The 13,547-nt window shown below is 59.1% G+C and carries 11 protein-coding genes and 4 tRNA genes; 14 read left to right on the forward strand and 1 reads right to left on the reverse strand.

What is annotated here, in order from left to right:
• Positions 1 to 2: 2 nt before the first annotated feature.
• The 11 genes from VLL26_RS10270 to rplL all read left to right on the forward strand — a co-directional run bounded on the left by VLL26_RS10270 (position 3) and on the right by rplL (position 6,157).
• On the forward strand, positions 3 to 1,019 hold the full coding sequence (locus VLL26_RS10270; protein WP_342318976.1) for a polyprenyl synthetase family protein: 1,017 nt from the start codon (positions 3 to 5) through the stop codon (positions 1,017 to 1,019).
• A gap of 76 nt (positions 1,020 to 1,095) precedes the next feature.
• Positions 1,096 to 1,178 (forward strand) — tRNA-Tyr (locus tag VLL26_RS10275).
• Between the two features lie 441 nt (positions 1,179 to 1,619).
• A tRNA-Thr gene (locus tag VLL26_RS10280) sits at positions 1,620 to 1,692 on the forward strand.
• Positions 1,693 to 1,727: 35 nt separating this feature from the next.
• Positions 1,728 to 1,799, forward strand: a tRNA-Met gene (locus tag VLL26_RS10285).
• Positions 1,800 to 1,862: 63 nt separating this feature from the next.
• A tRNA-Trp gene (locus tag VLL26_RS10290) sits at positions 1,863 to 1,938 on the forward strand.
• Between the two features lie 21 nt (positions 1,939 to 1,959).
• A complete protein-coding gene (gene secE, locus VLL26_RS10295; RefSeq protein WP_342318977.1) occupies positions 1,960 to 2,280 on the forward strand; it encodes a preprotein translocase subunit SecE in 321 nt (106 codons plus the stop codon).
• A 309-nt stretch (positions 2,281 to 2,589) separates the two neighbouring features.
• Positions 2,590 to 3,426 carry a transcription termination/antitermination protein NusG gene (gene nusG / locus VLL26_RS10300; protein WP_425292321.1) on the forward strand — a complete coding sequence of 279 codons (837 nt, stop codon included), beginning with the start codon at positions 2,590 to 2,592 and terminating at the stop codon, positions 3,424 to 3,426.
• 176 nt (positions 3,427 to 3,602) lie between these two features.
• A complete protein-coding gene (gene rplK / locus VLL26_RS10305) occupies positions 3,603 to 4,031 on the forward strand; it encodes a 50S ribosomal protein L11 (RefSeq protein WP_342318979.1) in 429 nt (142 codons plus the stop codon).
• 77 nt (positions 4,032 to 4,108) lie between these two features.
• Positions 4,109 to 4,819 (forward strand): 50S ribosomal protein L1, encoded by a 711-nt coding sequence (rplA, locus tag VLL26_RS10310; protein ID WP_342318980.1) that lies wholly within the window; start codon positions 4,109 to 4,111, stop codon positions 4,817 to 4,819.
• 355 nt (positions 4,820 to 5,174) lie between these two features.
• Positions 5,175 to 5,696: a 50S ribosomal protein L10 gene (rplJ, locus tag VLL26_RS10315; RefSeq protein ID WP_342318981.1), complete on the forward strand. Its 522-nt coding sequence runs from the start codon at positions 5,175 to 5,177 to the stop codon at positions 5,694 to 5,696.
• 71 nt (positions 5,697 to 5,767) lie between these two features.
• Positions 5,768 to 6,157: a 50S ribosomal protein L7/L12 gene (gene rplL / locus VLL26_RS10320; protein WP_342318982.1), complete on the forward strand. Its 390-nt coding sequence runs from the start codon at positions 5,768 to 5,770 to the stop codon at positions 6,155 to 6,157.
• A gap of 75 nt (positions 6,158 to 6,232) precedes the next feature.
• Here rplL and VLL26_RS10325 read toward each other — a convergent pair whose 3' ends face one another.
• Positions 6,233 to 7,030, reverse strand: coding sequence for an SDR family oxidoreductase (locus VLL26_RS10325; protein WP_342318983.1), 798 nt, complete (start codon positions 7,028 to 7,030; stop codon positions 6,233 to 6,235).
• 80 nt (positions 7,031 to 7,110) lie between these two features.
• Here VLL26_RS10325 and VLL26_RS10330 point away from each other — a divergent pair, with 80 nt between their 5' ends.
• From VLL26_RS10330 to VLL26_RS10340, 3 genes are all read left to right on the forward strand, one after another.
• Entirely contained in the window at positions 7,111 to 8,607 is a 1,497-nt protein-coding gene (locus VLL26_RS10330; protein WP_342318984.1) for a succinic semialdehyde dehydrogenase, read from the forward strand.
• Positions 8,608 to 8,662: 55 nt separating this feature from the next.
• Positions 8,663 to 9,616, forward strand: coding sequence for a DUF3068 domain-containing protein (locus tag VLL26_RS10335; protein WP_342318985.1), 954 nt, complete (start codon positions 8,663 to 8,665; stop codon positions 9,614 to 9,616).
• Between the two features lie 376 nt (positions 9,617 to 9,992).
• Positions 9,993 to 13,487: a DNA-directed RNA polymerase subunit beta gene (locus tag VLL26_RS10340; RefSeq protein ID WP_342318986.1), complete on the forward strand. Its 3,495-nt coding sequence runs from the start codon at positions 9,993 to 9,995 to the stop codon at positions 13,485 to 13,487.
• Positions 13,488 to 13,547 lie beyond the last annotated feature (60 nt).

Here is a 13,547-nt window from a genome sequence, read left to right on the forward strand (position 1 = left end):
TGATGACTAACGGCCCTACACCGCCAAAGCCACGTGATTTCACCATGGACTTCGGCGACGCCGACCTCACCGCCCGTATGCGCCGGGGAATGGAGGCAGTCGAAAAGCTGCTCGGAGAAAGACTCGGAACGGGCGAAGAATTCATCACGGACAAAGTCACACACCTCGTCCAAGCCGGCGGCAAACGCTTCCGCCCATTAGTGGCGCTACTGTGCAGCGAATTCGGGCCACAGCCGCACACAGAAAACGTCATCAAAGCAGCCGCGATCACTGAAATGGTGCACCTGGCCACCTTGTACCACGACGATGTGATGGACGAAGCCGCCAAACGCCGCGGCGTCGACTCAGCCAACCACAGATGGAGCAACACCGTCGCCATCCTTGCCGGCGATATCTTGTTCTCCCACGCCTCCAAAACGATGAGCGAGATCGACACCGAAACCGTCAACTACTTTGCTGACACCTTCCGCCTCCTCGTTACCGGGCAAATGCGCGAAACCGTCGGCGCCCGCGGCGGTGACCCAGTGGAGCATTACCTGAAAGTCATCGAAGAAAAAACCGGTGTCCTCATCGCCGCCGCAGCACACCTGGGCGCCCGCCATGCGGGCGCCAGCAAAGAGATCGTGGAGCACTGCGAGGGCGTCGGTGCGGCGATCGGCATGGTCTTTCAAATAGTCGACGACATCATCGACATCTTCTCCAGCTCCTCTGAGTCCGGCAAAGTCCCCGGCACCGACCTGCGAGAAGGCGTTTTTACTTTGCCTGTGCTCTACGCCATGCGGGAAGATTCACCAGCCGGAACTGAGCTGCGTGAACTGCTCACCGGCCCATTGACCAAAGACGAAGACGTCGAGCACGCCCTCGCCTTGATCAGCGAGACCGCGGGGAGACAGCGCGCACTTGAGGAGGTCCACCGCTACCTCGACATCGCCGAACAGCACCTCGACTCACTGCCCGACAGCCCCGCGAACCGTGCCCTGCGCCAAGTCTCCACCTACACCGTCCAGCGCGTGGGATAATTTAGGGCGTTTGAACTGGTGATTTGCTCACAATCTACGACCGTGTTGTAAGGTAGTCACCGCACCAATCGTGCATGCCAGGTTGTCCGAGCGGCCAAAGGAAGCGGACTGTAAATCCGCCGGCGTATGCCTTCAGAAGTTCGAATCTTCTACCTGGCACAGCAAGTAACCCGCCACCTTCAAGGTGGCGGGTTACTTGCTGTTTGGCTAAGTTCCCGCCCGATTTACCCGTTCTGATCAGTAATAATGCTGAAAGTTAGACACACTTTCTGCTACTTAACCCCATATTCGGCGATAAAAAGCAGGGCACTAAAAGGGTATAAAACGGCAGGGCTCGACCTTTGTGTGGAAGTTTCTCCGCCCGGCGCTTTTCGCCGGAACCCAAGGTGGCTGCGGCGAGGAGAAACTGCCCGCTGCTTTCGCAGGCGCAACTGTCTGATAGTGGAATCGGCAGGCTTGCGGTTGCTGCGCAGCGGCGATCGCACCGCAGAAAGGATAATTGAACAGGCGATTTGGCGCTTGTGAAGATAGTGGGTTAATCTTTTCAAGGCTTCAACGGAGCGGGTTAAGCAAAGGCGAGACTCACAACAAAGAGGCTGTGCCCCCTTAGCTCAGTCGGCAGAGCGTTTCCATGGTAAGGAAAAGGTCATCAGTTCGATTCTGATAGGGGGCTCTGTTGCTTGTCGGAGTAATCTGGCATAAGCACAAGGCGGTGTAGCTCAGTGGTAGAGCAAGCGACTCATAATCGCTGTGTCGAGAGTTCAATTCTCTCCATCGCTACTTACCTAAACTGGGCGCTCCAGCGCCCATGGTAGGGTGGGCGCATTGCTTTGGCAGTGCCCTAGGGGCGTGGCGCAATTGGTAGCGCAACGGTCTCCAAAACCGTAGGTTGCAGGTTCGAGTCCTGTCGCCCCTGCCAATCGTTTAGTGGAGGAGAACTGTGACGAATCCGAATGCACAGAACCCGGCGCAGCCGACGGGTAAGCGTCAACTGCGCGGTTCTTCTCCCACTTCGTCCGGCTCCTATGAGGCGAAGCGTGATCTGCAAAAGTCCGCAGAGCCTGATGAGAAGCCGGGCGGAGGTGTCGCTGCGTTTCCGGGCGAAGTTGTCTCCGAGATGCGCAAAGTCATCTGGCCGACGAGCCGCCAGATGCTTAACTACACGCTGATTGTCTTTGGTTTTCTCATCGTGCTCACCGCTTTGGTGTGGGGTGTTGATTGGGTTGGCCGCTGGGTAATTGAGCAAATCTTCGTCCGTTAGTTATAATCTTCAGACAAGCGCATCCCGCCGCCCCAACCTCGGGGAGGGCGGGATAATTTATTGCCCCCGCCGCCGCGCACCACGTGGGTAGGCTGGGAGCAGCAAACCGCCGATTACTTAAAGCTAACCCCACGAGGCGAGGAGAGACCGATGCCCAAAGACACCACGAACAAGGTCGAAAACAACGAGACAGAAATGATCGACGAGGGTGCTCCTGTGCAGCCGGAGACCGACCCGGAGCTCAAGGAGTCCGCAGGTGCTGAAGATTTGCCGCCGCGCCACGACAAAGAGTTGCAGGCGCAAAAGGACATGATTGCCGAGGGCGGTGCTGTCGAGCCGGAAACTGAGCCGACGCGCCTTGCCGCTGAGGATCAGTCTGAAGGGGATTCTCAGGAACTAAACTCGCAGGAGGCAGAGCCGGAAGGTGCGGCTCAGGAGGGCGACATTGCGGGCGCCGAGAGTGCTCTCGGAGGGGATGTGGAGGAGTCGAGCGACGCGGCTTACCGCAGCCGCTTGCGCGAGTACACCAAAGAGCTCAAGAAGCTTCCCGGTGACTGGTACATTATCCAGTCCTATTCTGGCTACGAGAATAAGGTCAAAACCAACCTCGACATGCGAATCCAGACGCTTGAGGTGGAAGATTCGATTTACGATGTTGTTGTGCCGATTGAGCAGGCCACAGAGCTCAAGGACGGCAAGCGCAAATTGGTCAAGCGTAAGCTTCTGCCGGGCTACGTCTTGGTGCGTATGGACATGAATGACGCCGCCTGGTCCGTGGTTCGGGAAACCCCGGGAGTTACCTCCTTCGTGGGCAACGAAGGCAACGCCACCCCGGTTAAACACCGCGACGTGGCGAAGTTCCTCATGCCGAAGGAAGGCTCAGATAACGGTGCGGCTGCGAAGTCCGGTGCAGCAGGCGAAGGCGAAACTGTGGTGGCTATGCCGGAGGAGATCAAGCCGGCGCCGCTCGCGCACGATTACAAGGTGGGCGAGGCCGTCACCATCCTCACCGGTGCGCTGGCTTCTGTGTCCGCCACGATCTCCGAAATCGACGAGGAAACCGGCAAGATTCAGGCGCTGGTGTCCATCTTCGGCCGTGAGACTCCGGTGGAGCTGACTGCTGACCAGATCGAGCGGATCATGTAGTTTGCTTCTGCGGCGGTAGGGGCCGTAGAGTGGATCGTCGCGTGTGTTTGTCATGCGCGACGTTTTCGTTTGTAGATCCCCGGTGGCCTGAGCGCTGTTTTTGAGGTAGCCAGGCATCCGGAAGCTCCTGACAAGTCATCGTGTCTGGGGCCGTACCAAGGAATTGAGGTAATTCGATGGCTAAGAAGAAGGTCTCCGGCCTGATTAAGCTGCAAATTGAGGCAGGCATGGCTAACCCGGCACCGCCGGTTGGTCCGGCGCTGGGTGCGCACGGCGTTAATATCGTCGAGTTCACCAAGGCGTACAACGCCGCCACCGAGTCCATGCGCGGCAACATCATCCCGGTGGAGATCACCGTCTACGAGGATCGCTCTTTCGACTTCATTTTGAAGTCCCCGCCAGCCGCGAAGCTGCTGCTTAAGGCCGCTGGTGTCAACAAGGGCTCTGGCGTTCCGCACACCCAGAAGGTCGGCTCTGTGACCTGGGAGCAGTGCAAGGAGATCGCCGAGACGAAGAAGGCTGACCTCAACGCCCGCGACATCGAGGCTGCCGCAGCGATCATCGCCGGCACCGCCCGCTCTATGGGTATCGACGTCAAGAAGTAAACATTTTCCCTGTGGCAGGGCCGGCCAGGCCCGCACCACAACTCCCTCTGTTTGTCATAACAGGAAAGGAACTCAACATGGCCAAGAAATCCAAGCGTTACGAAGAAATGCTCGCCAAGGTCGACCGTGCCAAGCTTTACCACCCGCTTGACGCTGTCGCTTTGGCGAAGGAGACCTCCTCCGATAAATACGACGCCACTATCGACGTCGCCATGCGTTTGTCTGTTGACCCGCGCAAGGCCGACCAGCTTGTGCGCGGCACTGTCTCCCTGCCCAACGGCACCGGCAAGACTGTCCGCGTCGCTGTTTTCGCTGAGGGCGATAAGGCAACCGCCGCTGAGGAAGCTGGCGCTGACATTGTCGGCACCGACAACTTGATCGAGCAGATTAACGAAGGCAAGATCGACTTCGATGTTGCGATCGCAACCCCCGACCAGATGGCCAAGGTCGGCCGTGTGGCCCGCGTGCTTGGCCCCCGCGGTCTGATGCCGAACCCGAAGACCGGCACTGTCACCCCGGATGTCGCCAAGGCGATCCAGGATGTCAAGGGCGGCAAGATCGCCTTCCGCGTGGACAAGGCTGCAAACCTGCACGCCATGATCGGCAAGGCGTCTTTCACCCCGGAGCAGCTCGCGGAAAACTACGGCGCGCTTTTGGACGAAGTTTTGCGCCTCAAGCCGTCCTCCGCGAAGGGCATCTACTTGAAGAAGGTCACGGTTTCTGCAACGCAGGGCCCGGGCGTTCCGGTCGATACTTCTGTGCAGAAGAAATACGCCCAGAAGGACTAATCCTTTCTGCGGTAACTGAGCCCCTGCGCGTTATGCGCGGGGACTTTTGCCTTTTGTGTCCCACGCGCCTCAAAGAACCTTGCCGGACAGCGATTTGTTGTTCGAGGAGGAGATGCGCTAGAGTTCGTGGACGAAGTTTGAATGGGGAGGACATCTCCGCCCCAAGCTCAAGTTTCACCGAAGACCGTCGGTCGCCCTGAGGTTTCAGGGCCGAAGGTGTCCCACTCCAGGGGCCGGCCCACGCAGGAGGAACGTGGCTCACCTTTCCTGGTGCCTCGTGCTTTCTGCACGGGGCAATTTTTATTGTCCCGGGCGGATTTAAGGACAAGACGTAAATTGGAAGGAGGCGTGTGTCATGGCAAACCCGAAGAATGTCAGCGAGTTGGCTGCTTTGAAGGAGAAGTTCCAGCAGGCCAGCTCTGTTGTACTGACCGAGTACCGCGGTCTGACCGTTGGTCAGCTGCAGAACCTGCGTAGTGAGCTCGGTTTCGATGTCGAGTACCACGTCGCCAAGAACACCCTCATCAAGATTGCTGCAAACGAGCAGGGCATTGAGGGTCTCGATGATCTTCTGACCGGCCCGACCGCCGTCGCCTTCATCAAGGGCGAGGCTGTCGACGCCGCCAAGGTGATGAAGAAGTTCAACAAGGATCACGACGCTTTCGTGATCAAGGGCGGCTACATGGACGGCAACGTCCTGGATGCTTCCCAGGTTGACGCCATCGCTGAGATGGATAACCGCGAGACCACCCTGGCCAAGCTTGCTGGTGCCTTCGAGGGCTCTTTGGCAAAGGCTGCCGGCCTGTTCCAGGCTCCGGCGTCCAAGACCGCTCGCCTTGTCGCTGCGCTGCAGGACAAGCAGGGCGAAGCTGCGTAAGTCACGCACAAGTTAACACCCTAAACATCCGGGTTGCCTGAGAGGTGGCCCACAAAAGAAAGGAAGCCACTATGGCTAAGCTGTCTAAGGACGAGCTCATTGAGCAGTTCAAGGAAATGACCCTCATCGAGCTTTCCGAGTTCCTGAAGGAATTCGAGGAGGTCTTCGACGTTACCGCTGCCGCTCCGGTTGCTGTTGCTGCCGCAGGTGCTCCGGCTGGTGGCGAGGCTGCCGCTGCCGATGAGAAGGACGAGTTCGACGTCGTTCTCGAGGACGCTGGCGCCAAGAAGATCGGTGTCATCAAGGTGGTCCGCGAGCTCGTTCCGGGCCTCGGACTGAAAGACGCCAAGGAAATGGTCGAGGGTGCCCCGAAGCCTATCCTCGAAGGCGCCAACAAGGACGACGCCGAGGCTGCCAAGGCCAAGCTCGAGGAGGCTGGCGCGAAGGTTACCCTCAAGTAATCTCGCTGCCTTGCGCGCACATATAGCTCCCCGCTTCCGGCGGGGAGCTTTTTGTTTGGCTGTGTTTCTTCGGTTCTACCCAACCAGGAATTTGTTGATGTAGCGTTTGAGCATGTCGGGGGAGAAGTCGGCGAGGGTTTTAAATACCGTGTCGGTTTTGCTGACGGTGTGGTGCATTTTCTTTTTGCTGTAGAGGTTTGTGGTGGTTAACACTCGTTCAGCGACTGCGGCGATGTCGTCGGGGATGAGGTTGACCCCGAGAGTGTTGATGGATCTGGCGTTGACCTCCGAGATTTTCGACTTGGCCCACAGGGGCATGAGGTCGTGGACGCGGATTTTGTCCTGGGCCCACTCCAAGGCGAGTGCCTCGGTTAAGCCCTTGATGTAGAACTTTGAGGCCGAGTAGGTAGACACATCGGGTTGGCCGAAAATGGCGGAGGCGGAGCACATGGAGACCATGACTGCACCTTTGGTGCGTTTGAGGTAGGGGTGGCAGGCTTTGGCCCCGAAGGTTGCGCCGACGGCGTTGACGTCGACTAGCCACTGGATGCGTTCAGGGTCTTGGTCGGCGAGTTTGCCGTCCACGATGACCCCGGCGTTGTTGAAAAACCCGTTGAGGGTGCCGCCGGTGTGGGAGGTGAAGTCGGCCAGCGCGGCTTGCCAGCTTTCCCATTTACGTACGTCGAGGTGGCCTGTGATGAGTGTGCCGGGCACGTGCGTTGCGTCGACTTCGTCGCCCCATTCCACGTCGACGATGTCGTAGCAGCCGACGATCCAGCCGCGCTCGAGCATCCGCTTTGCGGTTTCTTTACCTATGCCGGTGGCGCCTCCGGAAATAAAGATTGATTTCGTGCCCGAATGTGGTTGGTTCATGGAATTGACCCTAGATGTCCTTGTAGTCGCTTGTATAGGATTGGGGCCAAAATATTTTTCTTTCCGGAGGTATATTTCTTATGGTTCAGCCGTTGCGGGAGCAGGAGAGCACTGAGGTTATCAACCCTGCCACCGGGCAGGTCATCGCCTCTGTTGCGGCGCATACGAAGGAACAGACTAAGGAAGCATTTGAGCGTGCCCGGATCGCCCAGAAGCGGTGGGCGAGCACGAGTTTTCGTCAGCGCCGCAAGATCATGCTGCGCTTTCACAACCTCGTCCTGGACAACCGTGAGCGGCTCATGGACACGATCCAAGACGAAAACGGCAAGGCCCGCCTGTCCTCCTTGGAGGAGGTGCTCGACGTCGCCTTGACCGCAAGACATTACGGCTACAAGGCGGAGAGGTTGCTCAAGGAGCGCAGCCGCAAGCCTGTGATGCCGCTGCTGGCTTCGACATGGGAGCAGCGTCCACCGAAGGGAGTGGTGGGGATTATTGCGCCCTTTAATTACCCGCTGTCTTTGTCGATCAGCGATGCGATTGCGGCTTTGATGGCCGGCAACGCGATCGTACTCAAGCCAGATTCCCAAACACCGCTGTCGGCGCTTGCGGGTGTTGAGCTTCTGGAGCGCGCTGGTCTGCCGAAGGATGTGTTCCAGGTGATAACGGGGCGCGGCTCTGAGGTAGGTCAGGCGATTGTGGAGGAATGTGATTACCTCATGTTTACCGGCTCTACGGCTACAGGTGAGGTGCTCGCCCAGCAGGCGGCGGCCCGCCTGATTGATTATTCGATGGAGTTAGGTGGCAAAAACGCCATGATTGTTGCGCATGACGCCGACGTGGAGCGTGCCGCGCACGGGGCGTGGTTGGCGTGTTTTGGCAACTCTGGTCAGCTGTGCATTTCTATCGAGCGGATGTATGTTCACCGCGATGTCGCCGATGAGTTTATTCCGGCATTTGTGTCTAAGGTGCAGAACTTGCGTCTTGGGGGTGGCCACGATTGGGATATTGATATGGGCTCGCTTATTTCGGTTGAACACGCCGAGAAGGTGGAAGGTTTTGTCAACGACGCGGTGGTTAAGGGCGCGAAGGTGCTCACGGGTGGTCGTCGTTTGCCGGAGATTGGGGAGGCTTTCTTTGCTCCCACTGTGCTGACAGATGTGCCAGAGGAGGCGGAGCTTTACCGTTCCGAGGTGTTTGGCCCTGTTGTGTATATCGAGGTCGTCGACTCCGACGAGGAAGCGGTCGAGCGCGCCAATGACACCACCTATGGGTTGAACTCGTCTGTGTGGGCGAGCCCGAAGACGGGGCGTCGTTTGGCGGCGCAGCTAGAAACCGGCACCGTGAACATTAACGAGGGTTATGCGCCTGGATGGTCCGCGATTGACGCGCCGATGGGCGGGTGGAAGAAGTCGGGTGCGGGGCGTCGTCACGGCGACGGCGGTATTACCAAGTACACCGAGCCACGTAATGTGACCCAGACGAGGTTTGTGACGCTGATGGACAATGTTGTTCCCCGTCCGGCGTGGGCGGATACTTTGGCGGCGGCGTTGAAGTTGGGCCGCGACATTTTGCGGTGATGCTCAAGGTGGCAGGCGGGGAGGGAGCTTTGTGCCTGCTATACAATCAGCTTTCATGCTGTCCGCCTCCCGTATTTTCTCGGTTCTGCTCACCGGCCTTGGTATTGCTTTGATCGCCGGTGGGGTGGTTGCGCCGCGCTTTTTGCTTGGCGACGCTCGCCTTCCCCTCGATTTAGAACACACCACGTGGACGCTCACCGATGACAACGGGACCTATCGTGGTGAGTCGGTGCCGGTGACGAGGCAGTTGCACATGCAGATTCAAAACCCCGCGGACGAGGACTCGGTGGGAATCCGGATTGGGGATTCTTTGCGCGCGGGTGCGGCGGAGAGGGATTTCGATAACCTCGTTGCCGCCTCCACCTGGTCCTACGAGATGGACCGGGGGACGGGGCTGCCTGTGTCTGCTATGCGCGTGAGCGCGGTGATGGCAACTCCGGATGCGGTGGTGCAAAAGGGGGGAGTGTGGTTGAAGTTTCCGGCGGATGTGGCTCAAGAAACTTACGATGTCTTTGAGCCGCATCTGCGGGAAACAGTGCCCGCTACCTTCGTCGGAGAAGATGAAGTGGAAGGTCGAAGGGTCTACCGTTTCGAGCAACATGTCGCACCGACCAATGTTGCGCTGAAGTACGCGGACGTGCGAAACACAAAAACAATTCTTGGCCCGGAAGGCGAGCAAATACGCAGTTTCTACTACCATTCGGCGCACCGAGAATTGACGGTGGATCAGATCTCCGGGCTGGTGGTGGGGGTCAAGGAGCGGGTCGACGACTTCTATGGCGATGTTGCGGGGCAGCGGCTGGAGGAAATTATTCGCTATGACGCCGGGATGGAGCAAGGCGACGTCGAAAAGCTTGCGGGCCAACTTGGGGCGGTGTATTCGCAGGGGCAGTCGCGGTCGGTGACGATCGCGGTGATCGCGCTTGGTGCGGTGTTGGCGTTGATTGGAGTAATTGGCGCTTTGCGCTCGGGAAATAAGCGCAGGTCACGGGGGCGGCACGCCGCTTAAGCGCAGATTTTGGGCGGAAAACACGCCCTGCGTTTGCCGAATCTTCCTGCTTCGATGGTAGGATTCCCGGCAAGCGAGGAAAAACTCCGCACTCGACGGCGAGCGGAGTTCGCGGGGTTGACACCGGGGGTGGTGTTGCGGGGAAATGGGGGAGTCTTTACAATGCCTTGACTTTTGTATAAGCTAAGTCGTTGCGCTGGAAGCCGTCTCCAGTGTGTGCAGAAACCTTGCAAATGCAGTGCGGGAAAACGCATTTGACAAGGTGGCTTTGTGCATTTTGGGGGCGGAACTTCCACAGCAGACCGAATGCTAACTTATCCAGCGGATTTCCCGGCGGTAACTGTCAGCCAGAGCAGTTCCTCGGGGCCCGCGTGAGGTGCTGGAAGGACCCAACTTGGCAGTCTCCCACCAGACCATGTCAATGGCCAATATCCCCGGAGCTCCGCAACGTTACTCGTTTGCGAAAATCGCAGAGCCGATTACGGTTCCGGGGCTTCTCGACGTTCAGCTTGAATCTTTCGCTTGGCTTGTCGGCACGCAGGAGTGGCGTGAGCGCGAGCAGGCGCTGCGCGGCGACAATGTGCGCGTGACCAGCGGCCTCGAGGACATCCTCGAGGAGCTCTCCCCGATTCAGGATTACTCAGGCAACATGAGCCTGTCGTTGTCGGAGCCCCGCTTCGAAGACGTCAAGTACACCATTGACGAGTGTAAAGACAAAGACATCAACTACTCCGCGCCGCTGTACGTGACCGCGGAGTTCATCAACAACGACACCCAGGAAATTAAGTCCCAGACGGTGTTCATCGGTGATTTCCCGCTGATGACTGACAAGGGCACATTCATCGTCAACGGCACGGAGCGCGTCGTCGTCTCCCAGCTCGTGCGATCCCCGGGTGTCTACTTCGACGAAACGATCGACAAGTCGACCGAGCGTCCGCTGCACTCCGTGAAGGTCATTCCCTCGCGAGGTGCGTGGCTCGAGTTTGACGTCGACAAGCGTGACACCGTGGGCGTGCGCATCGACCGTAAGCGCCGCCAGCCGGTGACCGTGCTGCTTAAAGCCCTGGGTTGGACCACCGAGAAGATCACCGAACGGTTCGGCTTCTCCGAAATCATGATGTCCACTCTCGAATCCGACGGTGTGGCTAACACGGACGAGGCTTTGCTGGAGATTTACCGCAAGCAGCGCCCCGGTGAGCAGCCGACGCGCGATTTGGCGCAGTCACTGCTGGAAAACGCCTTCTTCCGCCCGAAGCGTTACGATCTTGCGCGCGTCGGCCGCTACAAAGTCAACCGCAAGCTGGGGCTCGGCGGCGACCACGAGGGTCTGATGACCCTAACCGAAGAAGACATCGCCACCACGCTTGAGTACCTGGTGCGCCTGCATGCAGGAGAAACTGAGATGACCTCCCCGGAAGGCGAGATCATCCCGATCGGCACCGACGATATCGACCACTTCGGCAACCGTCGCCTGCGCACCGTGGGTGAGCTGATTCAAAACCAGGTCCGTGTCGGCCTGTCCCGCATGGAGCGCGTCGTGCGTGAGCGCATGACCACCCAGGACGCCGAGTCGATCACCCCGACCTCATTGATCAACGTCCGTCCTGTCTCGGCGGCGATCCGTGAGTTCTTCGGCACTTCGCAGCTCTCGCAGTTCATGGACCAGAACAACTCCCTGTCCGGTTTGACCCACAAGCGCCGTTTGTCTGCGCTGGGCCCGGGCGGCCTGTCGCGCGAGCGCGCCGGCATCGAGGTCCGCGACGTTCACCCGTCTCACTACGGCCGCATGTGCCCGATCGAGACTCCGGAAGGCCCCAACATTGGTTTGATCGGCGCTTTGTCTTCTTACGCGCGCGTCAACGCCTTCGGCTTTGTTGAGACGCCGTACCAGAAGGTCAACGACGGCAAGCTGATTGACCAGATCGACTACCTCACCGCTGACGAGGAGGACCGTTACGCCATCGCGCAGGCGGCCACCCCGATGAACGCGGACGGCACCTTGACCAGTGAGCGCATCGAGGTCCGCCTCAAGGACGGCGACATCGGTGTTGTCGGCCCGAAAGGTGTCGATTACCTCGATATTTCTCCGCGCCAGATGGTCTCCGTTGCAACCGCAATGATTCCGTTTTTGGAACACGACGATGCAAACCGTGCGCTGATGGGCGCCAACATGCAAAAGCAGGCTGTGCCCCTGCTGCGCCCGGAGGCCCCGTACGTGGCTACCGGCATGGAGCAGCGCGCCGCCTACGACGCGGGCGACACCGTCATTTCCGCCAAGGCGGGCGCGGTGACCAACGTGACCGGCGACTTCATCACCATCATGGATGATGAGGGTGTGCAGGACACCTACATGTTGCGCACCTTCGAGCGCACCAACCAGGGCACCTGCTACAACCAGACCCCCATCGTTTCCCAGGGCGAGCGCGTTGAAGCTGGCCAGGTCATCGCTGACGGCCCCGGCACCAAGAACGGCGAAATGTCTTTGGGCCGCAACCTCCTAGTCGCGTTCATGGCGTGGGAAGGCCACAACTACGAAGACGCCATCATTTTGAACCAGCGTGTGGTGGAGGAGGACATCCTTACCTCCGTGCACATTGAGGAGCACGAGATCGACGCCCGCGACACCAAGCTCGGCGCCGAGGAAATCACCCGCGAGATCCCGAATGTCTCCGATGAGGTTCTCAAGGACCTTGATGAGCGCGGCATTATCCGCATCGGTGCGGACGTGCGCGACGGCGACATCCTCGTCGGTAAGGTCACTCCGAAGGGTGAGACGGAGCTCACGCCGGAGGAGCGCCTGCTGCGTGCCATCTTCGGTGAGAAGGCCCGCGAAGTGCGCGACACCTCCCTGAAGGTGCCGCACGGTGAGACGGGCAAGGTCATCGCCGTGCGTCGTTTCTCCCGGGAGGACGACGACGATTTGTCTCCAGGTGTCAATGAGATGATCCGCGTCTACGTCGCCCAGAAGCGCAAGATTCAAGACGGCGACAAAATGGCGGGGCGTCACGGCAACAAGGGTGTTGTGGGCAAGATCCTTCCCGAGGAGGACATGCCGTTTATGGAGGACGGCACCCCCGTGGACATCATTTTGAACACCCATGGTGTTCCGCGCCGGATGAACATTGGCCAGGTCCTCGAGGTTCACTTGGGCTGGTTGGCCAAAGCCGGCTGGACCGTCAACCCGGATGATCCCGCCAACGCGAAGCTTTTGGAGACGTTGCCGGAGCACCTCTACGACGTTCCGCCGGAGTCGCTGACTGCCACCCCGGTGTTTGACGGCGCCACCAACGAGGAGATCGCTGGTTTGCTGGCCAATTCCAAGCCGAACCGCGACGGCGATGTCATGGTCGATGCTAACGGCAAGACCAAGCTGTATGACGGACGCTCTGGCGAGCCGTTTAAGTACCCGATCTCCGTCGGCTACATGTACATGCTCAAGTTGCACCACTTGGTGGACGAGAAGATTCACGCCCGTTCCACTGGCCCGTACTCGATGATTACGCAGCAGCCGCTGGGCGGCAAGGCGCAGTTCGGCGGTCAGCGTTTCGGCGAGATGGAGGTGTGGGCGATGCAGGCTTACGGCGCCGCCTACACTTTGCAGGAGCTTTTGACCATCAAGTCGGATGATGTGGTTGGGCGCGTGAAGGTGTACGAGGCGATTGTGAAGGGCGATAACATCCCCGATCCGGGTATTCCGGAGTCCTTCAAGGTCCTTCTCAAGGAGCTCCAGTCGCTGTGCCTGAATGTTGAGGTGTTGTCCACCGACGGCATTCCGATGGAGCTGTCCGGCGACGATGACGAGTTCGACCAAGCCGGATCTTCGCTGGGCATCAACCTTTCGCGCGACGAGAGCACGGCGGATCCCGCATAGAACGCCAGGCGGGCGTCGTCAAGCGCATGCTTTTCGACGCCCGGACGAACGCACAGAAAC

The sequence above is a fragment of the Corynebacterium sp. BD556 genome, assembly GCF_038452275.1.
In the GTDB taxonomy this organism is placed as follows: domain Bacteria; phylum Actinomycetota; class Actinomycetes; order Mycobacteriales; family Mycobacteriaceae; genus Corynebacterium; species Corynebacterium mayonis.